The sequence below is a fragment of the Enterobacter sp. K16B genome, from assembly GCF_020216105.1.
Classification (GTDB): Bacteria; Pseudomonadota; Gammaproteobacteria; order Enterobacterales; family Enterobacteriaceae; genus Enterobacter; species Enterobacter sichuanensis.
This window is the reverse complement of sequence record NZ_JAIWJZ010000001.1, coordinates 1-25,267: the sequence shown is the minus strand read 5'-3', so window position 1 is coordinate 25,267 and position 25,267 is coordinate 1. Positions and strand designations below refer to the sequence as shown.

The window sequence follows — 25,267 nt, the reverse complement described above, 5'->3', positions numbered from 1 at the left end:
GCGACCAAATGTTGGAGCAAGACTTGCTACCGTTGGTCCGTGTCAGACGCGCGCCTGGTTGTCTACCGCCAGCATGCCGAGAGAGCGCACAAATTTTTGCGTCAGCATGCCGGTTTCATTACTTGCCGCAGAGGCACACAGCATGCCGGTCGAAAGCCAGCGGTTGACCGTCACGTCCTGCGCGTTCTTTTCAATAAAGTTGGCGTCGCGGTCGGCTTTCATTAATCTGGCAATTCGGGAGAAAGCCTCATCCCAGGTGATACGCTGCCATCTGTCTGAGCCTGGCGCGCGGTATTCCGGGTAGCGCAGGCGGTTGTCGCTGTGAACGTAGTCCAGCAGCCCCGCTCCTTTCGGGCACAGCGCCCCGCGGCTCACCGGATGATCCGGGTCCCCTTCAATGTGGTAAATCGCTTCTCTGGCGTTCTTCGCGCCATCGCCCAGGCTATACATTAAAAGCCCACAACCTACGGAGCAGTATGTGCAGGTGTTACGGATCTCTTTTGCGCGCAGCAGCTTATAGTTGCGTGCCTGAGCCAGTGCCATTTTGGGAGCAAACCCCAGCATAGCGGCTGTTGTTCCGGCCATACCGCCCGCGCAGATTTTGAAAAATTGTCTGCGGCTGACGTCCATTGTTGTCCTCGTTATCTGATAAGACTTCGTGGCGCAAACTAACAGCAAAGCCCCTGATTTTTTTGCGTCAAATCAAGGTCGCCTGCCTTCACCCCCTTAATAGTCACTGCCGTTACGGTTAAATACCTCTTTTTGATTAACGGCTTAAGAGAATAATTCGCGACAGCGTCAGGATGAATGCGCTACATTTTCCCTTTGTTTTTTAGTAATGGCGAAGTCATGGACAGAAAGAGAGCAACGCTTATTGGGCTGGCGGCAATACTGTTATGGAGCACCATGGTCGGCCTTATCCGCAGCGTGAGTGAAGGGCTGGGGCCGGTAGGCGGTGCGGCGATGATATACACCCTCAGCGGATTACTGTGTCTGGTGACGGTAGGATTTCCTGATATCAGACGGTTTTCGTCCCGGTACCTTATTGCGGGCAGCGTTCTGTTTGTCAGCTACGAAATATGTCTGGCGCTGTCGCTGGGCTATGCCGCCACGCGATCGCAGGCCATTGAGGTCGGCATGGTCAATTACCTCTGGCCAAGCCTGACCATTGTTTTCGCTATTTTGTTCAACGGACAAAAATCCACCCTGTGGGTGATCCCGGGGTTAGCCATCTCATTGCTGGGAGTCTGCTGGGTATTAGGCGGTGAACAGGGATTACACCTTGATGAAATAACCCGCAATATCATCTCCAGCCCGCTGAGCTATGCGTTGGCATTTGCCGGGGCATTTATCTGGGCGGCCTACTGCACCGTTACGCGTAAATTTGCGCAGGGGCAAAACGGTATCACGCTGTTTGTGTTGCTGACCGCACTGAGTCTGTGGATGAAATATGCTCTGAGTGAACAGCCCGATATGGTATTCACCCTTCCGGTGGTGGTGAAACTTGTGATGTGCGGGGTTGCCCTTGGTCTGGGTTATGCCGCCTGGAATATTGGCATTCTTCACGGGAACGTCACGATACTGGCGGCCATTTCCTATTTTACCCCGGTCCTTTCAGCCGCGCTTGCCGCCGCCGTGCTGAGTTCGCCCCTCTCATTCTCCTTCTGGCAAGGCGCGCTGATGGTCTGCGCCGGGTCATTACTCTGCTGGTACGCGACAAAACAATAATGTCGATTTTGCTGTCGGGTTATATTCAGCCCGACAACAAATTATTAACATAAATTTAATATCATCACGCCAGAATACTCTTCAGGACAGCCGAAGAGGTATTTATATTCTGTTTATATTATCGCCCTTTCGTAAATACACGTTGTCTGTTATTGACACAAATTGACACCGCTGCGTGATTAGTTCCATGCAAATACTCACCTTTTTAATAGCACGAAGTGCAATAGTATGTTTCTGTGTATTTCTGCGCACACCTCGGAAATGCCGTTGATTTAGGGCCAAAAAACAGGGTTAACAGGGTATCAAGGTAAGTTTTTGCAAGACAAAGAACGAATATACCGATAATTACCGCATATTATAAAACCACAACGAAACTATATTGCCCGCAATAAAACCCCCGGAAAATTGCGCAAATACCCACCAATTCATTCACTATCACGCTCATTAATCCGATCTCGATCACACTAACTGAAATTATTGCTAATAATTTGAAACTTATTATTGAAAGGCGACTACAAGATTTTTAAAAATAACATGCCATTGACGATCAGCCTCGTTTAGAAATCGTTCAAAGTGGCTCAGGAAATACTGAAGAAAATTATAAGGAATATTTAAGATGAAACTTAAATTAGTTGCAGTGGCAGTGACTTCCATGTTGGCAGCAGGCGTTGTAAACGCGGCTGAAGTTTATAACAAAGACGGTAACAAGCTGGATCTGTACGGTAAAGTGACAGGTCTGCACTATTTTTCTGACGATAGCGATAACGACGGCGACAAAACTTACGTTCGTCTGGGCTTCAAAGGCGAAACTCAGATCAACGATCAGCTGACCGGTTACGGCCAGTGGGAATATGAGTTCAAAGGCAACCGTTCTGAATCTCAGGGCTCTGACGGCAACAAAACCCGTCTGGCCTTCGCCGGTCTGAAATTCAACGAATTCGGTTCTTTCGACTACGGTCGTAACTACGGTGTTGCTTACGACATCGGCGCATGGACTGACGTTCTGCCAGAGTTCGGTGGCGATACCTGGACTCAGACTGATGGCTTTATGACTGGCCGTACGACTGGCGTTGCAACCTACCGTAACACCGACTTCTTCGGTCTGGTTGACGGTCTGAACGTTGCCGCTCAGTACCAGGGTAAAAACGACCGTAATGACATCACCGAAGCGAACGGTGACGGCTGGGGTCTGTCTTCTACCTATGAAATGGACGGCTTCGGTGTGGGTGCAACCTACGCGAAATCTGACCGTACTGACAGTCAGGTTGCTGCAGGTCGTGTTGCAAACACCGTTAACGCTGGCGGTGAAAACGCAGAAGTATGGGCTGCTGGCCTGAAATACGATGCGAACAACATCTACCTGGCAACCACCTACTCTGAAACCCGCAACATGACCAACTTCGGTGATGGTTATATCGCGAACAAAGCACAGAACTTTGAAGTTGTTGCTCAGTACCAGTTCGACTTCGGCCTGCGTCCATCCATCGCTTACCTGAAATCCAAAGGTAAAGACCTGGGTTCATACGGCGACCAGGATCTGGTTGAATACGTTGACGTTGGCGCGAGCTACTACTTCAACAAAAACATGTCTACCTATGTTGATTACAAAATCAACCTGGTTGACGACAACAGCTTCACCAAAGCAACTGGCGTAGCGACCGATAACATCGTCGCTGTAGGTCTGACCTACCAGTTCTAAGATATGCCACGCCAGAAAGCCAGCCCATGTGGCTGGCTTTTTTTATACGGATTTCTGGCGTCAAAAAGGAGTACGCCATGCATATTTTCAAAGGACGCTGCTTGTGCGGAATGAGTCAATTCAGCGTGAGCCTCAACAATTTCGACGTGGTCGCCTGCCACTGCACGCAATGCCAGAAGTGGTCCGGGGGGATCGCCATGTATGTGGAGGCATCGGGCCAGCCGCTTGTCGAGCAGGACTCCATCGCCCCTTCTCATTTCAGCTCATCGGATCGTGGAGAGCGCGGGTTTTGCCCCGGCTGCGGCTGCCCACTGTGGTTCAAACTGACTGCAGCTTCGCGCTATTTCATTCCCTGGACACTGCTTGAGATGAGCGAAGATGAGCGACGTCGGCTGGTGCTGGCAGCAGAAATCTATACCGAAACCCAACCGGCGTTCTTTGGTCTGACCGGGCAATACGCGCGCTACACCGGCGCAGAAATTGAAGCGCTGGATAAACACTGCCTGCTTACGCTGTAACAGGGTGAACACCGGCTTCCCGACGAAGCCAGTTTTGCAGTAGCTTACCGTCCTCGGTCATCTCTGAATCTGAACGCACGCAGAGGTAATAGTCGCGCCCGTCATCAATGGGTAAGTCAAGGATCTTCACCAGTTCACCGCTCTCAAGATACGGTGCAATCAGGGGTTCACGCATTAACGCGCAGCCCAGCCCGGCCTGCACGCCCGCCAGCGTCAACAGCCCGTCCTCGAACAGAGGGCCGCTGCGCCGGAGAGGACGTTTTACCCCCTGCAACTGAAACCACTGCGGCCAGCTGGTTCGCTCTTCATCGTGCAGCAGTGGCATTTGCAGCAGCTGTTCAGGCGTGTCGATATGGCCGTGGATGCGCAAAAATGCGCGGCTGCACACCGGCACCATCTGTCCGGAAATCAGCTTTTCACTCTGATAACCCGCCCACTGACCGTTGCCAAAACGAATCGACATATCCGACGCATCGCTCAGATAGTTGCGATGGTTGGCATACACCACGTTAATTTCGGTTTGCGGATTGGCGCGCATAAAAGCGGGCAACCGCGGAATAAACCACCCCATACCAAAAAGCGGGATCAGGCTGATAGTGACCTGTCGCGTTTGCGCCTGCTCTGCCAGGTGCTCCGTCGCCTGACGCAATACGTTAAAGGCCGCCCGGATTGAACGGTAATATTCACGTCCGTGCTGACTTAACACCAGCCTGCGCCCCTGACGCTCCGTCAGCGGCATTTGCAGATACCCTTCGAGCACCCTGAGCTGATGGCTCACGGCTGACGGTGAGATCGCCAGCTCCTGCGCGGCCAGCGTGACGCTGCCCAGCCGGGCGATGGCTTCAAACGCGCGCACAGCCCGAAGCGGCGGGTCGTTCGCCAGACGACTTTCTGCATACGCCGGGAGAACGGCCAATTGTTCTGTTTTATTCATATGTTGATTTCTTTACGCTTTTCTGCCGAAAGCAGGGATTTACTATATTTATATAAATCATATAGATAAGGCAATACCGGTTTATCATAAGAAATAATATATGTGTATTTTACAATTTAATTCATTTATCGGAAGGTAGCCGCAGAAAGAGCACTTTGCGGGTACAGACGTTGGACACACTCATACAACAATTGATCAACGGTGTGATGCTGGGAAGCATTTACGCGCTGATCGCGCTGGGCTATACCATGGTGTATGGCATTTTGCGCATTATTAACTTTGCTCACGGCGATATTCTGATGGTCGGTGCGCTCACCACGCTCTCCGCCATTAACGCCCTGAATGCCACCTTCCCTCATATGCCGCTGCTGCTGCAGCTTGGCCTGGCTCTGGCGATTGCCATGGTCGTCTGCGCCCTTCTGGCCATAGCCGTGGAACGTTTTGCCTATCGCCGACTGCGCAATGCCCCGCGCCTGGCGCCGCTGATCTCCGGTATCGGCGTCTCGGTCCTGCTGCAAACCGTGGCAATGATTATCTGGACGCGCAACCCATTAATGTTCCCGCAGATCCTGCCCATGGACCCCATTGCCGTTACCTCGGGAAGCGAACTGCATCCGCCTGCGATTGTGACCGTCACCGGCATTGTCACCGTGGCGCTGGCGCTTGCAGTGATGACCGGGCTGTGGCTGCTTGTGGAATACACTCGCCTGGGTCGTGGCATGCGCGCTGTTGCGGAAAACCCGCGCGTGGCCACGCTGATGGGGGTTAACCCAAATGCCATTATCACCCTGACGTTCGCCATTGGTGGCGCGTTTGCCGCGCTGGCCGGCGTGATGATGGCCAGCAACTACGGTAACGCCAGCTTCTCTATGGGCTTTTTACCCGGAATCAAAGCCTTCACCGCCGCCGTACTGGGGGGCATTGGTAACATTCGTGGCGCCATGATTGGCGGGATCCTGCTCGGCATTATCGAAGCGCTGGGCGCGGGCTATCTGGGTGAGCTGACCCACGGCGTGTTTGGCAGCAATTACCAGGATGTCTTTGCGTTTATCGTGCTGATCCTGGTGCTGGTCTTCCGTCCGGCAGGCCTGCTGGGCGAGCGCGTGGCAAACAGAGCGTAAGGGGCATTATGACAACTCTTCAACTCCAGGCTCCGGCGACCTCGCGCAAGTTCTGGTCCGGCATGACGTTATTCTGCCTCGCGCTGCTGATTGCGCCCGTGGTGGCCACGCAGCTCGGCGGCAACTACTGGGTGCGCGTTATCGACTTCGCCCTGCTCTACATCATGCTGGCGCTGGGGCTCAACATTGTGGTCGGCTACACCGGCCTGCTGGACATGGGCTTTATCGCCTTTTACGCGGTCGGGGCCTACCTCGCGGCGCTGATGGCGTCGCCACACTTGCTGGCGGTGTTCCCGATCCTCGGAGTCTGGTTCCCGGACGGGCTGCATACCTCTTACCTGCTCATTATTCCGCTGGCCGCGCTGGTTGCGGCAGTCTGCGGCATTTTGCTGGGTGCCCCCACGCTGAAGCTGCGTGGCGACTATCTGGCGATAGTGACCCTCGGCTTTGGGGAGATTATCCGCATCCTGATGCGTAACCTCGACCGTCCGGTAAACATCACCAACGGTGCAAAGGGCATTACCGGGGTGGACACGCTGAACCTGTTCGGCCTGAAGTTCAGCGGCGTATACCACTGGTTTGGCGTCAAGGTGCCCGCGCTTTGGCTGTGGTACTACCTGCTGATGCTGGTGATTGTGGCGATCATTTTCGTCTGCCTGCGTCTGCAGCATTCCCGTATCGGCCGCGCCTGGCACGCCATCCGTGAAGATGAGGATGTGGCCCGCGCGATGGGGATCAACGTACGTAACTATAAGCTGCTGGCCTTTGCGATGGGCGCCTCTTTTGGCGGCGTGGCGGGCGCACTGTTCGGCGCGTTTCAGGGCTTTGTCTCCCCGGAATCCTTCACGTTGCAGGAATCCATCGCCGTGCTGGCGATGGTGGTGCTGGGCGGTATGGGACACATACCGGGCGTGATCCTCGGCGCGATACTGCTCACCGCCCTGCCGGAACTGCTGCGCAGCCAGGCGGCTCCGGTGCAGCAGGCGCTGTTCGGTACGGTGCTGATTGACCCGGAAGTATTGCGTCAGCTGTTCTACGGCCTGGCACTGGTGCTGGTGATGCTGGTGCGTCCTGCCGGCATCTGGCCGGTACGCCACAAGGAGGTGAAGGCATGAGTCTGTTAACCGTACGCAACATGTCAAAACGCTTCGGCGGGCTGACTGCCGTGGATGATGTTTCAATCACCGTGGACAAGGGCGAGATCTACGGGCTGATCGGCCCCAACGGGGCCGGGAAAACCACCTGCTTTAACCTGATCACCGGGCTGTATCCGGCGGACAGCGGTGAGTTTTCGATTGCCGGTAAGCCCTATTTCCCGAAGCACATTGAGAAAGTCACCGCCGCCGGGATTGCGCGCACCTTCCAGAACGTGCGCCTCTTCAACGATATGTCGGTGCTGGAAAACGTGATGGTAGGCCGCCACGTGCGCACCCGTAACGGTCTGTGGGCCGCCCTGAGCCGCCACAAGCGCGCCCGCGCGGAAGAGCGGCAGACCCGCGAGCAGGCGTGGCACTGGCTGGACTATACCGGCATTGCGCAGTTCGCCCACTATCGCGCCTGCGATCTGGCCTATGGCCACCAGCGCCGTCTTGAAATCGCCCGCGCGCTGGCAACGGATCCGCTTCTGCTGGCGCTGGATGAGCCCGCAGCCGGGATGAACGCGGCGGAAAAAGTGGCCCTCGGCGAGCTGCTCATCCGCATACGCGATGACGGCAAAACCCTTTTGATGATTGAGCATGACGTCAAGCTGGTGATGAATATCTGCGATCGTCTGACGGTGCTGGATTACGGCAAAACGCTTGCCTGCGGCACGCCGGAAAGCGTGCGCCGCGACCCTCTTGTGATCGCCGCCTGGCTTGGAGGTAGCGCCCATGTCTGAACTCCTGAAAGTCGAAGGTCTGGACGTGCATTACGGCGGCATTCAGGCCGTACGCGGCGTCTCCTTTACCCTGCACGAGGGTGAACAGGCTACGCTCATCGGCGCTAACGGCGCGGGGAAAAGCTCCACCGTGCGCGCCATTACCGGGCTGGAACGCTTTGGCGGCAGCATTGAATTCAACGGTAAATCGGTACGCAAACTGCGCCCTGACACCTTGCTGCGCGACGGGCTGGTGATGGTCCCGGAGGGCCGCGGGATCTTCTCCCGCATGACGGTTCTGGAAAACCTGCAGATGGGGGCCTGGCTCAGACGTGACACTGTCACAGTAAAACAGGAGATGGCGGCGATTTTCGAGCGTTTCCCCCGTCTTGGCGAACGACAGCACCAGCTTGCCGGGCTGCTTTCCGGCGGTGAACAACAGCTGCTGGCCCTGAACCGCGCCCTGCTCAGCCAGCCGCGCCTGCTGATCCTCGACGAACCGTCGATGGGCCTTGCTCCGAAGATGGTCGAGAATATTTTTGCCGTTATTGCCAGCCTTCGCGAGCGCGGGGTTGCCCTGCTGCTGATCGAACAAAACGCCCGCCTGGCGCTGGAAGTGACCGACAGCGCATGGGTGATGGACAGCGGCAGCATCGTTCATCATGGCGAATCGAAAGCGCTGCTTGATGACGACCAGATTGCACAGATTTATCTGGGCGAAATGCCCGTTTAACAACACCAGCCAACACCAGGGAAATACAATGAAAACAGTAAAAATCAGTGCGCTAAGCGCCGCTATTCTGCTCGGTGGGTTCGCCTCAACGGCCACCAGAGCCGCCGACAGTGAAACCGTGGTTATCGGTCTGGCGGGCCCGCTCACCGGCCCGTCTGCCCGTATCGGTAAAGATCTGGAGAATGGCGCGCAGCTGGCGATCGATGACATCAACAAACAGCACCCGACCATCGGCGGCAAAGCGGTGACTTTCAGGCTGCAGTCCGAAGACGATCAGTCCGACCCGCGCACCGCGGTTGCCGTGGCGCAGCGTCTGGTGGACAGCGGCGTGGCGGGCGTGGTCGGCCACTGGAACACCGGTACCAGCATTCCGGCTGCCCGTGTCTATCATGATGCCGGCATCGCACAGGTGGCACCGGTCGCGACCGGTCATGCCTATACACAACAGGGTTTTGATACCAGTTTCCGCGTGATGGGCCACGACGATGACGGTGGCCAGCTTGCCGGACAGTACGCGGTGAACACCCTGAAAGCCAAACGCATTGCGGTGATCGACGACCGTACCGCCTTTGGTCAGGGTCTGGCAGACCAGTTTATTAAATCGCTTGAAGCACAGGGCGTGAAGATTGTCGATCGTCAGTACGTGGATGACAAAACGGTCGATTTCAGCGCCGTACTGACTGCCATTCGCAGTAAAAATGCCGATCTGATCTTCTTCGGCGGCGTCGACAGCCAGGCCGCACCGCTGGCGCGTCGCATCAAACAGCTGGGCATGAACGCCACGCTGATGGGCGCAGGCGGATTCGTCAGCCAGACGTTCCTGCAGCTGGCACAAAAAGAGGGAGAAGGCGTGGTCGCCCTGGAGCCGGGTCTGCCCGTTGACCAGATGCCGGGAGGTAAAGCGTTCGAGCAGGCGTATCAGTCCCGCTACCACACCCATATCGAACTGCACGCCCCGTTCGCCTATGACGCCACCCGCGTGCTGGTGGCGGCGATGGAAAAAGCAGACTCCGTTGATCCTTCCGCGTATCTGCCTGCCCTGCGTGCCATAAGCTACGCTGGCGTCACCGGCCAGATTGCGTTTGATAACGAAGGTAACCTGAAATCGCCGTCGTTCACGGTCTACAAGGTTGTCGACGGCAAATGGCAGCCGCAGACCGTGCTGGGCGGCGCAAAAGCGAAGTAACGCAGCGAGGCAATGTGATGAGTGATAATAACGAGCTGGGCATTCTCGCCCGCCGCAAAATTGAAGCCGAAATTATTAAGCCAATTTATGAAATCCTGGTGCGCGAGATAGGGAAAACCCGCGCCCAGGCGGTGATTGGCGAGGCCATTGAGCAGGCCGCGATTGACGCTGGCAAAGCGTTTGCCAGCAAAGAGCCCAACGGCACGGACGTGAAGAGCTTTATCGCTCTGCAGTATCTGTGGGAAAAAGATAACGCCCTCGAGGTGAAGGTGATCGACGCCGACGACCAGCAGTACAACTACAACGTGACCCGCTGCCGCTACGCGGAGATGTATCACGAGATGGGGCTGGGCGAAATTGGTCACCTGCTCTCCTGCGCGCGCGATGAAAAATTCATCGTCGGCTATGCCCCGGACGTGAAGCTGACCCGTACCACCACCATCATGCAGGGCGGTGCCTGCTGCGATTTCCGCTACCGCAGCACTAAGGACAAGCCATGATCCGCGTCAACGCCGAACGGCTCTGGTCAACGCTTGCGATGATGGCGCAGATCGGCGGGACGCCCGCCGGTGGCGTGACCCGTCTGGCACTCAGCGAGGAAGATCGTATTGCGCGTAACCTGCTGCGCGACTGGGCGCTGGACGCCGGATTTACCTGCGACGTCGACCGCATGGGCAACATGTTTATCCGCCGTGCGGGGAAAAACCGCGAGCTTGCGCCGGTCATGACCGGATCGCACGTGGATACCCAGCCGCTCGGCGGCAACTACGACGGGGTTTACGGCGTGCTGGCCGGGCTGGAACTGCTGCGTACCCTCAATGATCATCGCATTGAGACGGAACGTGACATTGTGCTGGTGAACTGGACCAACGAAGAAGGTGCCCGCTTTGCGCCAGCCATGCTCGCCTCAGGCGTCTGGGCCGGCCAGCTTACCGAGGCATTTGCTTACGCCCGAATGGACAGCAAACGCGTGACCGTTCGCGAGGCGCTGGAAGAGATTGGCTATCGTGGAGACATACCGGCCTGCGCGTTTCCGGTTCACGCCTGCTATGAGCTGCATATCGAACAGGGCCCGATTCTGGAAGATGAAGGTCTGGATATCGGGCTCGTCCGCGCCGCCATGGGCCAGCGCTGGTTTACCCTGACGCTGGACGGATTTGCCGCCCACGCCGGAACGACGCCAATGCACAGCCGTCGCGACGCGCTGACCGCCTTCGCGGAGCTGGCGCTGAAGGTGGAAGAGATTGGCTATCGGCATGCGCCAGACGGACGCGCGACGATCGGTATGGCCCAGGTTACGCCGAACTCGCGCAACGTTGTGCCCTCTCGTGTGGTATGCAGCGTGGAGTTTCGCCATCCTTCGCAGGCGGCACTGGAAGCTATGGAAGCGGCGCTGCATAAAGTGGCTGAAAGCCTCACCCTGCGCGGCGTGACGGCTGTCGTTGAGCGCATTTTTGACTATGCGCCGATAGCGTTTGATGCCACATGCCTGGCGCGTACGGAGAAGGCGGTGGCCGAACTGGGCTATTCGTCGAAACCGATGGTCTCTGGCGCGGGGCACGACACCTGCTATGTCAGCAAAGTCGCGCCTGCCAGTATGATCTTCATCCCCTGCGTGAAAGGCATCAGCCATAACGAAGCAGAGAGGATCCTGCCGGAATGGTCAGAGAAAGGGGCAAACGTGCTGCTGCACAGCGTGCTGGCCGCCGCCCAGGAAAAGTAAGCCGGGTGCTTACCCGGCTTTACGACACCGCTCCCGCACGCCCGGTAGGCGCAGCGCCACCGGGTGTGTTTCAGGACTTCGGCACCTTCGCCAGGCTAAACCAGATCCCAACGGCCAGCAACAGCAGCATGCCTCCCGCACTGCCCAGCGCCACGCTGTGCGAGGTGATAAACGCGCTTTTCGCCGCCTCAATCACCGATTCTGCCAGAGGCGTCGTCAGCTCCTGCGCCACCTTCATCGCTTCACCAATAGACGACGCGGCTTTATCGACCAGAGAAGCGTGCAGCCCCTGAGGCAGCTCAATTGACGCCGAGAAGCTGCGGGTCAACAGCAGGCCAAAAATGGCGATCCCCAGCCCGGCCCCCAGCTCATAGGACATGGTTTCAATCGCCCCTGCGGCAGCGGCCTTCTCTTTCGGCGCGGCAGCCATAATGGCGGAGGTCGAGGCCAGCAGTGCGCTGGCGGCACTGAAGCCGAGCAGCACCATCAGCCCCCATGCCTGCCACTGCTGCGTACTGAAGTCGAGCATCGACAGGCCGATAAAGCTGACGGCGCTGAGCCCCATACCGCCAGCCGCGACGATACGCAGCCCTAAACGCCCGACCAGGAAACCTGCTATCGGCCCGCTGAACCCGCTGGCGACCATCACCGGCAGCATGAACATCCCCGCTTCAAACGGCGTAAAGCCGTGAACAAACTGCAGCTCCTGAGCCATTAACAGCTCAAACCCGACCAGGGCAATCATGGCGGTCATCGCCATCACCACGCCGCTCAGAATGATGCGGTGGCAGAACAGGCGCATGTCGATCATTGGCACGCGGGCGCGAAGCTGAATACGCACGAAGACAAACAGCAGCACCGAGCCAGCAACCAGCGCACTGACAACCAGCCACGGCGAGAGCACACCTTTAAGCGCGGTTTTGGCGCTGTAGACCAGCAGCAAAATTGCCACAATCAGCATGATGGCATGGCTAATATTGAGGGGTTGCTCCGGACGCCCCTGCTGACGGGGTACAAAACGCGCCGCCAGCGAAACCACCACCAGCACGATCGGGACGTTGATCAGGAATACCGATCCCCAGTAAAAATGCTCAAGCAGCATGCCGCCGATCAGCGGACCGAACGCCGCGCCACCGGACCCCACCGCCGCCCAGACGCCAAGCGCAATGTTACGATCGCGCGCATCGACAAACAGCGTACGGATCCCGGCAAGCGTAGCCGGAATGATCATCGCCGCGCCGATGGCCAGCGAGGCGCGGGCCGCAATCAGCCACCCTGCCGACGGGGCAAACGCGGCCGCCAGGGACGACAGGCCAAACAGCGTACTGCCCATCATGAGCAGGCGTTTAAAACCAATCCGATCGCCCAGGGCACCCATCGGCAGCACCATTCCCGCCATCACCAGCGAGTAAATATCAATGATCCACAGCAATTCATTGCCGCTGGCGCCCAGCGTCATGCTCAATGTCGGCGCCGCCACGTGCAGCACCGTCGCGTCGATCGCCACCGGAATATACACCAGTACGATAATCACTAACGCTAACCACTGACCAAACATAAATTTCCTTTTCATTGCAAATATGGACACATGTCCAGAATGCGATCCTACGGAAAGTTGAACGCGTGTCCAGCTTTTTGTTACACTCGTTTCGTTCCCATTGAGAGTGAGTCAACATGCGATATCTGAGCAAGGATGAACGGCGGGAAGCCATCTTACAGGCCGCCATGCGCGTGGCGCTGGCTGAAGGACTGACGGCCATGACGGTACGCCGCATTGCGGCTGAAGCCGGGGTCGCGACTGGACAGGTTCACCATCATTTTACCTCCGGTGGGGAGCTAAAATCGCTGGCCTTCGTTCGGCTGATCCGTGCGTTACTGGATGCCGACGTGGTGGGTGAAAACGCCAGCTGGCGGGAGCGGCTGCACGCTATGCTCGGCAGCGATGATGGCGGGTTTGAGCCCTATATTCGCCTGTGGCGGGAAGCGCAGCTCCTGGCCAGCCGCGACGCTGACATTAAAAGCGCCTATGTGATGACCATGGAGATGTGGCATCAGGAGACCGTGGCGATTATCCGCGCCGGGGCGGAGGCCAACGCGTTTACGCTTACCGATCGGGCGGAAAATATTGCCTGGCGGTTGATTGGGCTGGTGTGTGGTCTTGACGGGATGTATGTCCTGAATATGCCTGAGATGGATGACGCGGCGTTTACTCAGCATCTCGACAAGCTGATCTCCCTCGAATTGGGTTAATACTCCTGAAGGACGGGCTGGGCAATCTGGGCGCGTGATGCCGCTGATCGCCGTTGATTTTGTCGGGTGGCGGCTACGCCTTACCCGACCTACGTTCCGGTTCCTCCAGGCCCGGTAAGGCATAACCGCCACCGGGCTGAAATTAACTTATTGAACCTCCGGTGAGCAGAGAGAGAATAAATAACAGCAACAACACCGCGACGATCAACCCGAACGCAAGCAGCACAGCATGAAAGGTAAGCGTTAGCCCTGAGAATAGCAGTGCCCCAGAGATACCCCAACGGCTCTCCTTGCACATTCCTCCGATGAACGAAAGTCCCAGTGCCAGAACAGCGAGAATAATCCCGGCGTTAAGAAGAATGCTGTCAATATCAACCTTCGTTTTTTCGGTTCGGGCAGCAGGACGCTCTCCCTTTAGCCCCGCAATTACCCCTTGTTTTACAGCCGACACTTTCTCAGCAACAATAACCTCAAGCGCTGGCGGCTTTGGAGAAAACGGTCCGAATGAAAACTGCACGATTGAGAGAATGAGTGCAATTCCCCCCAGAAACATTCCCAATGAACTGAATTTATTTCGTAATACGATTTCCATATCAACATGCCTTCGAGTAATGCCGCCGCGTGGACTGTAGGCCCGGTAAGGCGTAGCCGCCACCGGGCGATTAATACTGCAGCATGCCGTGCTGCATCAGGAAACCCCACCACGGTATGCCGAGGAACATGTGGACTAAAAACGTGCCCAGCGCCACGATTGTGCCGATTGTCCACCATGACTTAATGTCGTTATAGCCGGAGGCGAAGATAATTGGACCTGCCGCGCCACCATAGTGGGTGATACAGCCACCATACGAGTTGGAAAACAGAATGGCAAGCGCCAGCAGTACGGGCGCCGTGCCGGTGACCAGCCCCACGGTGGCTAAGACCGGCACCATGGCCGCCACGTAGGCCCCGCCGGAGGCAAAGAAATAGCGAACCAGTACGCTGAGAAACACGATAATCACGATGGTCATATTACCGGCGCTGAGGAAATCCAAATGCGCTGACAGGAAATCAGCCAGCCAGCGGAAAAAGCCCTCTTTGCTCAGGGTGGCGCTCAGACCAATGATGCCTCCGTACCACATCAGGGTATTCCAGCCACCTTTATTTTTCTGAACATCACTCCAGCCGATAATATTAAACAGCAGTGCCGCCCCCATCGCGATAATGGCGACAGCGGATTCATTCAGTCCAAGATGGCGAGAAAAGATCCAACCCAGTAACGCGGCGATAAAAATCACCACCAGCCCTTTCTCTTTGAGACTCATCGCTCCCAGGCTTTTCAGCCCATCAGTCGCAATCGCGACATTATCAATCTTTTTAATTTCCGGCGAGGCGACGCGGTAACAAATATAGGGAATAATACACAGCATCAATAATCCCAACGGGGCACCCGCCAGCATCCAGCCGATCCAGCTAATATGTATATGGAAAATGTCGGAAATAAGCTGTAGCGCTAATGCGTTCCCGGCAAAACCGGTTAAAAACATATAGCTGGTCGTTTTAGTCACCATATAGACATTGACCATTAAATAACGTCCGGCCTTGCGCGGTGACTCTTGTGGCGTTGACCCCAGCACGGTCGCGATACTGTTAATAATAGGGAAAACCACCCCACCTGCCCGCGCGGTATTTGAGGGCGTGGCGGGTGCCAGCACCAAATCCAGCAAGGCGGTTACATAGCCCAGTCTCAGCGTCGTGCTGCCAAATTTCAGGATAAACCAGTAGGCAAGGCGTTTTCCCAGACCGGTGGTGACAAACGCCGCGCTAAGAGTAAAGGCGCTGAACACAAGCCAGGTGGTGCCTGAGGCGTATCCGCTAAGAACATCCATGGATTTCACGGGAGAATCGGGGAATTTGGTCACGGTAAAACAGGTTAATGCGACCGCGACCAGCATGATGACAGGTTCAGGATAGGGTTTAATTACCAGCCCTACGATTGCGGAAAGATAAATGCCTGCCAGGATCCACGCCTCTTTGGTTAATCCATCAGGCGGAGGAATAAATATTGATAATAATATAATAATGGCAAGTAAGATTGTTTTTAAAACATTGGATTTAAGCATATCTCACCCATGAGAAAAGGGTCCCTGAATAGCAGAGACCACTCCTGCGAGAGGTCTCTGCCGGCTAAATAATATTTATCAAACAAATAACAAAGAATTACACGGTAACAATCTGGATATTATCACCTTTTGTGGTTTGATATTCAGCCAGGGTGTCAAAACTGAGATAACGATAGATATTTTCATGGGCGTCATGAAGTTTATCGGTATAGCGAAAATACTCGTCAACGGTGGGCATTTTACCCAGGATAGCCGCAACGGTACTTAATTCAGCGGACGCCAGGAAGACTTTGGCATTTGTTCCCAGGCGATGCGGGAAATTTCGGGTGGACGTTGATACCACGTGACTCCCTTCGCGCACCCTCGCCTGGTTCCCCATACAGAGTGAACAGCCCGCGGGCTCAATGCGCGCGCCCGATTGAATAAACTGATTAAAATAGCCTTCACGAGAGAGTTGTTGGGCATCCATTTTTGTCGGCGGAGCGAGCCACAAACGCGCCTGACTTTCGCTGGCCTCGGCCATGATTGTCCCGGCCGCGCGGAAATGGCCGATATTGGTCATGCAGGAGCCAATAAAGACCTCTTCTATCGGCGTGTTGGCCACCTCAGAAAGCAGGCGGGCATCATCCGGATCGTCCGGCGCGCAGACCACCGGTTCGGTGATCTCATTGAGGTCAATCTCAATGACGGCCGCGTATTCCGCATCTGGATCGGCGCAGAGCAGCGACGGGTTAGCCAGCCAGGCCTCAATCTCCGCGATACGACGTTCAAGCGTGGCGGCGTTTTCGTACCCCTGCTGAACCATCCAGCGCAGCAGAGCCGCATTGGAGCGCAGGTATTGCGCCACCTTCTCTTCCGCCAGGCGCATCACGCAGGCGGCAGCGGACCGTTCAGCCGACGCGTCGGCCAGTTCAAACGCCTGCTCTGCACTTAATGCTTCCAGCCCCTCGATTTCGAGGATTCGGCCCGAGAAAACATTGCGCTTATTCTTTTTCTCGACCGTCAGCAGCCCCTGTTTTCTGGCATACAGCGGAATAGCGTGAACAAGATCGCGCAGGGTGATGCCTTTTTGCATCTCACCTTTAAAGCGAACCAGCACCGATTCCGGCATATCCAGCGGCATAATGCCCGTTGCCGCGGCGAACGCCACCAGTCCGGAGCCGCCCGGGAAGGAGATCCCCAGCGGGAAACGGGTATGGGAATCAGCACCGGTGCCTACCGTATCCGGCAGCAGCATGCGGTTTAACCAGGAGTGGATAATGCCGTCCCCCGGTTTGAGCGCCACCCCGTTACGGTGGGTGATAAACTGCGGCAACGTTTCATGCAGCCGAACATCCACCGGCTTTGGATACGCAGAGGTGTGGCAAAAAGACTGCATCACCAGATCGGCTGAAAACGTCAGGCACGCCAGATCGGTCAGCTCATCACGCGTCATCCCGCCGGTGGTATCCTGTGAACCGACTGTCGAAATTTTTGGCTCGCAATACTGTCCGGGACGGATCCCCGCGACGCCGCAGGCTTTACCCACCATCTTCTGGGCCAGCGTAAAACCGGCGGTGGAAGGCGCAGGTGCCGCAGGCTGGCGGAAGACCTCAGAAGGCGCAAGCTTCAGCGATTCCCGCGCTTTCGCCGTCAGGCTGCGTCCGATAATCAACGGGATCCGCCCGCCGGCACGCACTTCATCCAGCAGCACCTCGGTTTTAAGCGTAAAGGTCGTCACCAGACGCTGGCTTTCGGTCTCACGAATTTCGCCTTTCCTGGGATAAAGATCGATCAGCATCCCGGTCGTCAGCGTGGAGACATCCATCTCTACCGGCAAGGCACCGGAATCTTCGAGCGTATTAAAGAAAATGGGGGCGATCTTGCCGCCAAACACAAACCCGCCGTTGCGTTTATTCGGCACGAAAGGAATATCGTTCCCGATGTGCCATAAGATGGAGTTGGTGGCGGATTTACGTGACGATCCGGTTCCCACAACGTCGCCAACATAGACCAGCGGCCAGCCAGCCGCTTTTAATTCTGCCAGCTGGCGCAACGGCCCGCGCGCGCCGGGATCATCTGGCTCAACCCCTTCCCGGGCGTTACTGAGCATGGAGAGCGCATGCAGCGGAATATCCGGCCGTGACCATGCCTCCGGTGCCGGAGACAAATCGTCAGTATTGGTCTCACCGGGCACCTTAAATACCTTCAGGGTGATTTTTTCCGCCATCGCCGGGCGGCGGGTAAACCATTCGGCATTGGCCCACGCGTGAAGCACCGCTTTCGCATGGACGTTACCGGCCATCGCTTTGGCTTCAACCTGGCTGAATTTTTCGAAAATGAGGATGGTCGTAGAGAGCTGCTGTGCGGCCAGCGGCGCCAGGTCCGGATGGTCAAGCAGCGCAATCAGCGGCTGGACATTATAACCGCCCTGCATGGTACCCAGCAGCGTGGTGGCCGCGTCGGGAGAGAGACCGTTAACACGGTAGTCCTGCAACGCCACCTTAAATAAAAACTCGGCTTTTAACTTTGCCGCAGGATCGACACCCGGTGGGACGCAGTGGGTTAATAAATCGATTAATTGCGGGTGATGTGTCGGCGCATCGTGAAGTAAACGCTGGATCAGCGCCGCTGTCTGTTCCGCTGTTAACGGTTTCGCCGGAATGCCCACCTCCTGGCGGGCTTTCAGGTGCTGAGTGTAATCATCTAACATAGGTTCTCCTGTTAAAGCTAAAGTTGTTCACAAAATTCTGTTAGTCGTTCAAGTCCGTAAGGCCATTCACCGTGGCCAGATTCGGCATTAATATGTCCGGCCTCGCCGATATCGATTAACTGCCCCTTCCAACAGGCAGCCCAGAACTGCGCGCGGGAGAAGCGCATCAGGGGATCGTTTCTGCTGGCAAACATCAGGCAGGGAACCGGTAATGGCGCAGGCTGAATGGCCTCTTCAAGGCCGAAAAACGCGGGCTCTGCCGGTGCGACCATCACCACCCCGGCGACGTTTACCGGTCGCGTTTGCAGCAGCCGACACGACGCCAGCGCACCAAAGCTATGCCCGACGAGGATGGCGGGCAGCGGGCACTGCGTCAGCTCCCGGGTAATGGCGGAGATCCAGTTTTCAATATCGGGCTCGAACCAGTTTTTCTGCTGAATTCGCGTCCAGAAAGGAAAACGTCGCCCCCAGCAGCTTTGCCAGTGATGTTCATCGCTGTCTCTCAGACCCGGCACCAGAACCACGGTATAGACGCTACTGAGCTGCTGGAGGCGTTGTTCAATCATGACGTTTTCCTTTTCGATTATTCGGAGGGAAACTGTGACAATAACCATCCGACGGCGATAAGATCTGCGCTCCCACCCGGGCTTAAATTCCGGCGAATAAACTGAGCGTCCATGCGGGTTAAGGCGTGAACTAATTTCTCCGGCGTCAGATGTTTCACCGCTAAAAGTCGTCTGGAATAGCGTCTGGCATAATTCAGCCCTTCGGGTCCCCCCCGTGAAACAAGATTGGTATCCGGATTCGCCGCCATCAGCCCGAGCAACATCCTCAGTAACGCGTCGTCCTCAGAGGCTCCCTGGCGCAGTGCCATTTCAAAGTGAGGCAGCCCAGCGTGGCGGACGGTGGCAAAACCGCTTTCAGCTTCCCCTCGGGCGCCGGTTAAACCGTAGGCCAGGAACTGTTGCTCGCCCTTCGTTTTCGCAACGCCGCGATTCTTCAGCTCCAGTTCAACGATGCCAGCGCAAATCGCCCTGCTCTCATCGCACAGGCTGCGTTGCGTGAGGCTTTCCTGCCTTTGCGTCAGACGCCCCGCCGCGGCACAGAGCAGCCCCAGGGAGAAGATGCCGCCTTTATGGGTATTCACCCCGCCGGTGGCGTTGAACATCGCCTGCTCGCAGGCCAGACCGACCGGCCTTATTGCCCGCAGCGTTTGCGGCCCGGTAAGGCGGGCCGTCTCCCTGCCGACGTTAAAGAACGCGGTGAACCACGGGGCAATGGCCGCGATACTGGCCATAAACAGCGCGTAATTCATATCGCGATGCGCTCCGCTGTTTTCGCGATCCACCAGGCCCGGTTTCGGGGTTAAGCGGATTTCCCGGTACAGAGCCTCGACCGCCAGCGCCGCGACGCTCTGCTGGGGGGCTGACGTATTACAGCTGGCAAGCGAAGTAGTCATCGGTTAACGCCTCAATTACACGCATAAGCTCGGGCAGGGAATGGCGTCGCATACGCGAGCAGACATGAGCAGGTTCATGACAGATAAAACATCTGCGCATCGGCTGCTGGATGGCGCTTCTTTTCAGCAGTCCCGTTTTCGGACACAACACGTCGATATCCCACAGGCGTCCCAGAGGATGGTTATCTTCGAGATGCGCGGTGACGTGCTTGATCATCCAGGCCGGGGCCGCCACCGACCAGAGCGCTTCCGGCCCGGTGATCGGCTGCAGAGTCTGCTGGCGACAGACCGTCCACTGATGCGTGCGGAATAGCTCACCGAGCGCCTCATTCGCAACGGCCATCACCCGTCGGGCCAGACCGGTATCCTTCACCGCCCCCGGCCAGACCAGCGTGACGGATATCACGGTATGATCCGACTGAAACAGCCACGCCTGCTGTCGGCGTGCGCGCTGCTCTTTTGACGTCAGAACCTGTTCCAGCGAAACAGAGGTATTCGATGCGTTATCCGTCATGGGGATCACTCCTTCACCTGGTGAACCACATCAATTACGCTGCCGTCGCGGTAGCGCACCACGCCAACGATCCGGTCGGTAAACGCCACCGGCTTAGGCTCACCCGAGATAAGCAACGCCTTCTGGTACAGCGCCTCGATGTCGACGACGGTCAGCCCGGCGTGAATCAGGCGTTCGCGGACCTCCGGGCGCGCCGGGTTAACGGCAATACCGTGATCGGTAACCAGAACGTCGATACTCTCCCCCGGTGTTACCAGGGTGGTGACCTGCCTGACAACGGTTGGAATGCGGCTGCGGATCAGCGGAGCAACTACAATGGTGAGATTGGCCGCCGCCGCGACATCGCAATGCCCGCCTGACGCGCCGCGCATCACCCCGTCGGAACCGGTGAGGACATTGACGTTGAATTGTGTGTCCACCTCCAGCGCGCTGAGGATGACCACATCGACCCTGTCGCAGCAGGCGGCTTTGGCCGCCGGGTTGGCGTAGACGTTAGTGGAGATTTCAACATGGTTGGGATTGACCGCCATGGAGGCCGCCGCCGCACCGTCAAAGCTTTGCGTATCGAGGATCTTTTCAATTAAGCCCTTTTGATGCAGATCGACAATGCTGCCGGTGATCCCGCCGAGCGCGAACCGGGCGACAATATTGTGTTTGCGCATCCGAGCCTCCATAAACCGCGTACAGGCGGTTGATGCCGCACCTGAACCGGTCTGAATGGAAAAGCCGTTGCGGAAATAACCAGAGTGTTCGATAACGTCGGCAGCAGAACGGGCAATCATCAGTTCGCGTGGATTACTGGTCACCCTGGCGGCGCCGACGCTGATTTTGGCCGGATCGCCGACGCCCTCAATCTGCACCACATAGTCAACCCGATCCTGAACGATACTGGCCGGCAGATTAGGGAATGGCTTCAGGGTTTCGGTAAGCAGGACCACCTTTTTGGCATACTGCGCATCGACCATGGCGTAACCCAGCGAGCCGCACTGCGAGGTACCGCCGTTGCCGCTGGCATTGCCATATTCATCGCAGCAGGAGACCGCCAGAAAAGCGATATCAATGGTAATTTCGCCCTTCTGAATCAGATTCACCCGTCCGCCGTGGGAGTGGATCTGTACCGGTTCGTCCATCAGTCCGTGTGAAATCGCGTCCGCGAGTTCACCACGCATCCCGGAGGTGTAGATTTTGCCAATCACGCCATTGCGAATGTGCCCGATAAGCGGCGTATTGCATGACATTAACGAACTGGACGCAAGCGTGAGTCCTTTAAGACCGCGCTGAGCCAGCTTATCCATCACATAGTTGATCACCTTGTCGCCTTCGCGGAACGCGTGATGGAAGGAGACGGTCATGCCGTCATGCAGATCGCAACGGTCCAGCACCTCGTCCACGCTGGCAAAAAGTTTGCGCTGATATTTTTGCTGTGTATCAGAAAGATACGGCGTCGTCGCGTTAGCGCCGCTGAAGGCGACGTATTCACGACGCGTGCCGGGAATGTGGTGCAGGGTTTCAGTGAGATTTTTCATTATTCATCCTGTCGCTTGCGAAAAAAGGTGATTACTGACGAATGCCAGAGGCATTTTTGCGTTCGATAACAACACGGGCATGGTTGATAATCGGCGCGTCGATCATTTTGCCGTTCAGCGAGATCACCCCGAGTCCGTTGCGTTCGCCCTCTTCTGCGGCGGCAAGCACGCGCTGTGCGTAATCCACTTCTTCCTGGGTGGGGGCGTAGGCGTTATGAAGAATTTCAATTTGTCGCGGGTTAATCAGCGATTTTCCGTTGAAGCCCATCCGGCGGATAAGATCCACCTCTTTCAGGAAACCGGCCTCGTCATTCACGTCGGCGTACACCACATCGAACGCGTCAATACCGGCTCCGCGCGCGGCATGTAATACCGCACAGCGGGCATAGAACAGCTCTGTCCCGTCGCCCCGCTCGGTTTGCATATCCATCACATAATCAAAAGCGGCCAGCGCAATACCCATTAAACGGTCGGACGATTTCGCAATGGCGACCGCATTAATAACCCCCACGGCAGATTCTATTGCGGCCATTAATTTCGTGGAGCCAACAGGACGGCCGCAGGTTTCTTCAATGCGGACGATTTCACGTTCGAGCTGATAGATATCTTCCGGAGAGTCGGTTTTCGGCAGACGAATAACATCCACCCCTGCCCTGACGGCAGCTTCAAGATCCTTTAAACCGAAAGGAGTATTTAGCGGGTTAATTCGAACAACGGTTTCAATATCGTTGTACATCGGGTGTTGCAGGGCATGAAATACCAGAAGACGGGCGCTGTCTTTTTCTTTCAGCGCCACGGCATCTTCCAGGTCAAACATAATGGAGTCTGGTTTATAGATAAATGCCGTCGACAACATGGCAGCACTTGAACCGGGAATAAATAACATACTGCGGCGTAACTTTTTCATTATAACGTTTCCCATGCAATGTCTTCCCGGGCTGTCCCTCTGAGCAGTGCAGCCTGCACGCGGGCGCGGATCACGCAGTCCAGCGCGCCTTTATCATCAATAATGATCTGCCCCTGTTCGATGTTGAACGCAGAGAGCGTTTCATTCACCACTTCTGCAATTCGGTCGCCGAATTGCTTATAGACTTCGCTGTGGATGACCACGTCCAGCCCGCTCTCATCGGGGCTGACCTTAACCATGAGGTCGCTGGACTCCAGCGTTCCCGCCATCGCGGCTTGTACAATTTTCATATCCATTTTCCTGTGGTAATGCGCTTAAACCGCTGCCGTCAGCGGCTCGGATAAGCAACGCTGATGCTGCACTCCGTTATTCAGAAACGCGCGCGTGGTGGCTGGCACCATGCGGCTGGCGGCAGCGATGTTGTTTTCTTTTAATAAACGACGAACAGCTGAAGCCGAGACCGGCACATTAAAGCCATCCGTTTTTCTTTCTATTTCGTGGACGCAAATACGGGGCGCCGCGCTGGTTTCGTCTTCCAGCCAGCGATGCATTGCCCGGTTATATTCAGCGGTTAACGGACAGAACGGTTCGGTACCCACGAAACGATGATGAATATTCAACGCCGGGGCGATGTAATTTCTGAACAGCAGGAGGTCAATGGCCGCGTAGACTTTATCAATGACCTGCTTGTCTTTCAGGAAATAGCCCGGGAAGGTGCCACGAGAAATAATATACGCAGACCCCGGATGCACCGTGACGTTAGGAATATGCAGCGAACCGTCCCTGACCATCGCGAAGCGTTCTTTAAATGAAAACGCGGAGACATCTTCCTGAACCACGAAAACATGCAAGTGGTCGCACCGGCTTGCTGCATGCTCGATCAGATATTGATGGCCCAGGGTGAACGGATTCGCGTTCATCACAATCGCGCCAATAGTATTTCCCGGCACGAGATGATGACGGCGAAGTTCGCTGCAATAACGATGAATCCCCACCGGCGTATTTTCCATTAATGCCGCACGCTTCCCGACCGTCACCAGCGGATAAAAGCCGCATCCGCGAAATGACTTCACGTTATCCGGACAGGTAAAGAGAAAGAGTTGATGTTCACCGTTCTGTGCCGCCTGCAGTTCGGCCTCATGGATTAACGTCAGGATTAACGACGTGCCCCGCCACCCGGCATCTACTGCTATGCACTTCAACGTGTTACCCGCAATGCCGGTGCAGGCGACAAGATGGCGCTGATAGCGGGCAACAATAAATTGCGCAATATCGTCATCAATACCTAAACCGTTGCGGGCCAGGAAAGCGGCAACCTCCTCTCTGGCCTGAGCGTTACCGGCGTTAATAACCTCAAACTCGGGTGTTCTGGCGCTGAACATCTTCTCTCTCCTGGGCGTTTAGACAGCGAGCTCTTCCGGCTGCGGTTGAGCTTCCACAATGGTGTTCATCAGGCGACCAAGGTTTTCGATCTCAACTTCAACGCGATCGCCATGGTGCATAAACAGCGGCGGATTACGCTTTTTGCCGACGCCGCCTGGCGAACCGGTAATAATGACGTCGCCAGCGCTGAGAGAGGTGAACGTACTGATGTAGGCGATAAGATCCGCCACTTTGTGGATCATGCTGCCGGTGGAGTCATTCTGAACCAGCATACCGTTCAGCCAGGTATGAATGGTCAATGCATGTGGATCGGGGATCTCATCCGCCGTGGTCATGTAGGGGCCGAAGGCGCCGGTTTGCGTCCAGTTTTTACCGGCAGTGAACCAGGCGTGCTGCCAGTCGCGAACGGAACCATCCATATAGCAGCTGTATCCCGCGACATGGCTGAGTGCGTCATTCACGTCAATCCGGCTGCCAGGTTTACCGATAATAACGGCCAGCTCGCCTTCATAATCGAATTCGCTGGAGAGAACCGGTTTTATCACCGGCTGAGCATGCCCGGTTTGTGAATCAGGAAAGCGAATAAACAGCGTGGGCGCATTATTGGTCTCGGCAAACTCTTTTCTTTTTTCAGCGTAATTCATGCCAACGCAGAATATCTTTCCTGGCTCTTCAATAACGGGTAAAAAGGTAATCTCTTCAGGCATGATATCCACAGGGCAATCGAGATATTGCCTGGCAACGTCAACCGCATCCCACTGAAGGAGATCTTTCAACGTGGCGTAGTGATGGCCGATTTTATTACCCAAATCGATAATGCCGGATGGTGTATAAATCCCGTAGCTTTTACGGCCCTGATGAATATAACTTGCTAATTTCATGATGATACCCGATTGATATACATATTCGTTCTGTGTTCACGCCCTGAGGCGTG

Annotated in this window: 24 protein-coding genes and 1 pseudogene; 11 read left to right on the top strand and 14 right to left on the bottom strand. The window is 56.1% G+C overall.

What is annotated here, in order from left to right:
- Positions 1-45: 45 nt before the first annotated feature.
- Positions 46-630: pseudogene (locus LDK53_RS00125) on the bottom strand (molybdopterin-dependent oxidoreductase); the annotation flags it as partial.
- 219 nt (positions 631-849) lie between these two features.
- Here LDK53_RS00125 and yddG point away from each other — a divergent pair.
- The 3 genes from yddG to LDK53_RS00110 all read left to right on the top strand — a co-directional run bounded on the left by yddG (position 850) and on the right by LDK53_RS00110 (position 3,945).
- Positions 850-1,728 (top strand): aromatic amino acid DMT transporter YddG, encoded by an 879-nt coding sequence (gene yddG / locus LDK53_RS00120; protein ID WP_045286744.1) that lies wholly within the window; start codon positions 850-852, stop codon positions 1,726-1,728.
- A 616-nt stretch (positions 1,729-2,344) separates the two neighbouring features.
- On the top strand, positions 2,345-3,427 hold the full coding sequence (gene ompC, locus LDK53_RS00115) for a porin OmpC (protein WP_225283002.1): 1,083 nt from the start codon (positions 2,345-2,347) through the stop codon (positions 3,425-3,427).
- A 77-nt stretch (positions 3,428-3,504) separates the two neighbouring features.
- On the top strand, positions 3,505-3,945 hold the full coding sequence (locus tag LDK53_RS00110; RefSeq protein WP_225283000.1) for a GFA family protein: 441 nt from the start codon (positions 3,505-3,507) through the stop codon (positions 3,943-3,945).
- On the opposite strand, the gene LDK53_RS00105 is transcribed toward LDK53_RS00110, so the two are convergent.
- Positions 3,935-4,879 carry a LysR substrate-binding domain-containing protein gene (locus LDK53_RS00105; protein ID WP_025758879.1) on the bottom strand — a complete coding sequence of 315 codons (945 nt, stop codon included), beginning with the start codon at positions 4,877-4,879 and terminating at the stop codon, positions 3,935-3,937. The genes LDK53_RS00110 and LDK53_RS00105 overlap by 11 nt on opposite strands.
- Positions 4,880-5,049: 170 nt before the next feature.
- Between LDK53_RS00105 and LDK53_RS00100 the strand changes: the two genes are divergently transcribed.
- The 7 genes from LDK53_RS00100 to LDK53_RS00070 are packed head-to-tail and all read left to right on the top strand — an operon-like array spanning position 5,050 to position 11,500.
- On the top strand, positions 5,050-6,000 hold the full coding sequence (locus LDK53_RS00100) for a branched-chain amino acid ABC transporter permease (RefSeq protein WP_225282998.1): 951 nt from the start codon (positions 5,050-5,052) through the stop codon (positions 5,998-6,000).
- A gap of 8 nt (positions 6,001-6,008) precedes the next feature.
- The gene (locus tag LDK53_RS00095) at positions 6,009-7,115 is read left to right on the top strand and encodes a branched-chain amino acid ABC transporter permease (protein ID WP_095451255.1); all 1,107 of its coding nucleotides are present in this window, start codon (positions 6,009-6,011) and stop codon (positions 7,113-7,115) included.
- Entirely contained in the window at positions 7,112-7,879 is a 768-nt protein-coding gene (locus LDK53_RS00090) for an ABC transporter ATP-binding protein (RefSeq protein WP_047958670.1), read from the top strand. Before LDK53_RS00095 ends, LDK53_RS00090 begins: the two co-directional genes overlap by 4 nt.
- Positions 7,872-8,591 (top strand): ABC transporter ATP-binding protein, encoded by a 720-nt coding sequence (locus tag LDK53_RS00085; RefSeq protein ID WP_225282996.1) that lies wholly within the window; start codon positions 7,872-7,874, stop codon positions 8,589-8,591. Before LDK53_RS00090 ends, LDK53_RS00085 begins: the two co-directional genes overlap by 8 nt.
- A gap of 28 nt (positions 8,592-8,619) precedes the next feature.
- Complete coding sequence (locus LDK53_RS00080) at positions 8,620-9,777, top strand: branched-chain amino acid ABC transporter substrate-binding protein (RefSeq protein WP_025758885.1); 1,158 nt, start codon at positions 8,620-8,622, stop codon at positions 9,775-9,777.
- A gap of 17 nt (positions 9,778-9,794) precedes the next feature.
- A complete protein-coding gene (locus tag LDK53_RS00075) occupies positions 9,795-10,277 on the top strand; it encodes an L-2-amino-thiazoline-4-carboxylic acid hydrolase (protein ID WP_047958673.1) in 483 nt (160 codons plus the stop codon).
- Positions 10,274-11,500: a Zn-dependent hydrolase gene (locus LDK53_RS00070; protein WP_225282986.1), complete on the top strand. Its 1,227-nt coding sequence runs from the start codon at positions 10,274-10,276 to the stop codon at positions 11,498-11,500. The genes LDK53_RS00075 and LDK53_RS00070 overlap by 4 nt, the downstream gene beginning before the upstream one ends.
- Positions 11,501-11,570: 70 nt before the next feature.
- Here the strand turns inward: LDK53_RS00070 and LDK53_RS00065 are convergent, their stop codons facing one another.
- Positions 11,571-13,058, bottom strand: a complete 1,488-nt coding sequence (locus tag LDK53_RS00065; protein ID WP_225282984.1) for an MFS transporter — start codon at positions 13,056-13,058, stop codon at positions 11,571-11,573.
- 116 nt (positions 13,059-13,174) lie between these two features.
- On the opposite strand from LDK53_RS00065, the gene LDK53_RS00060 reads away from it, so the two are divergent.
- Positions 13,175-13,750, top strand: coding sequence for a TetR family transcriptional regulator (locus tag LDK53_RS00060; protein ID WP_225282982.1), 576 nt, complete (start codon positions 13,175-13,177; stop codon positions 13,748-13,750).
- Between the two features lie 142 nt (positions 13,751-13,892).
- Here LDK53_RS00060 and LDK53_RS00055 read toward each other — a convergent pair whose 3' ends face one another.
- The 11 genes from LDK53_RS00055 to LDK53_RS00005 form a co-directional block, all read right to left on the bottom strand.
- Positions 13,893-14,342: a hypothetical protein gene (locus tag LDK53_RS00055; protein ID WP_225282973.1), complete on the bottom strand. Its 450-nt coding sequence runs from the start codon at positions 14,340-14,342 to the stop codon at positions 13,893-13,895.
- Between the two features lie 70 nt (positions 14,343-14,412).
- Complete coding sequence (locus LDK53_RS00050) at positions 14,413-15,852, bottom strand: anion permease (RefSeq protein WP_225282971.1); 1,440 nt, start codon at positions 15,850-15,852, stop codon at positions 14,413-14,415.
- A gap of 97 nt (positions 15,853-15,949) precedes the next feature.
- Positions 15,950-18,544: a bifunctional aconitate hydratase 2/2-methylisocitrate dehydratase gene (gene acnB, locus LDK53_RS00045; RefSeq protein WP_225282969.1), complete on the bottom strand. Its 2,595-nt coding sequence runs from the start codon at positions 18,542-18,544 to the stop codon at positions 15,950-15,952.
- Positions 18,545-18,561: 17 nt separating this feature from the next.
- Positions 18,562-19,110: an RBBP9/YdeN family alpha/beta hydrolase gene (locus LDK53_RS00040; protein WP_225282967.1), complete on the bottom strand. Its 549-nt coding sequence runs from the start codon at positions 19,108-19,110 to the stop codon at positions 18,562-18,564.
- A 17-nt stretch (positions 19,111-19,127) separates the two neighbouring features.
- On the bottom strand, positions 19,128-20,003 hold the full coding sequence (citG, locus tag LDK53_RS00035; RefSeq protein ID WP_225282964.1) for a triphosphoribosyl-dephospho-CoA synthase CitG: 876 nt from the start codon (positions 20,001-20,003) through the stop codon (positions 19,128-19,130).
- Positions 19,978-20,517 (bottom strand): citrate lyase holo-[acyl-carrier protein] synthase, encoded by a 540-nt coding sequence (citX, locus tag LDK53_RS00030; RefSeq protein WP_225282962.1) that lies wholly within the window; start codon positions 20,515-20,517, stop codon positions 19,978-19,980. Before citX ends, citG begins: the two co-directional genes overlap by 26 nt.
- Before the next feature lie 5 nt (positions 20,518-20,522).
- Positions 20,523-22,043 (bottom strand): citrate lyase subunit alpha, encoded by a 1,521-nt coding sequence (gene citF / locus LDK53_RS00025; protein WP_225282960.1) that lies wholly within the window; start codon positions 22,041-22,043, stop codon positions 20,523-20,525.
- Between the two features lie 31 nt (positions 22,044-22,074).
- The gene (citE, locus tag LDK53_RS00020; protein ID WP_059386937.1) at positions 22,075-22,950 is read right to left on the bottom strand and encodes a citrate (pro-3S)-lyase subunit beta; all 876 of its coding nucleotides are present in this window, start codon (positions 22,948-22,950) and stop codon (positions 22,075-22,077) included.
- Positions 22,950-23,240, bottom strand: a complete 291-nt coding sequence (citD, locus tag LDK53_RS00015) for a citrate lyase acyl carrier protein (protein WP_047958684.1) — start codon at positions 23,238-23,240, stop codon at positions 22,950-22,952. Before citD ends, citE begins: the two co-directional genes overlap by 1 nt.
- A 24-nt stretch (positions 23,241-23,264) precedes the next feature.
- Positions 23,265-24,332: a [citrate (pro-3S)-lyase] ligase gene (gene citC, locus LDK53_RS00010; RefSeq protein ID WP_225282958.1), complete on the bottom strand. Its 1,068-nt coding sequence runs from the start codon at positions 24,330-24,332 to the stop codon at positions 23,265-23,267.
- Between the two features lie 18 nt (positions 24,333-24,350).
- Positions 24,351-25,214, bottom strand: coding sequence for a fumarylacetoacetate hydrolase family protein (locus LDK53_RS00005; RefSeq protein ID WP_225282956.1), 864 nt, complete (start codon positions 25,212-25,214; stop codon positions 24,351-24,353).
- Positions 25,215-25,267 lie beyond the last annotated feature (53 nt).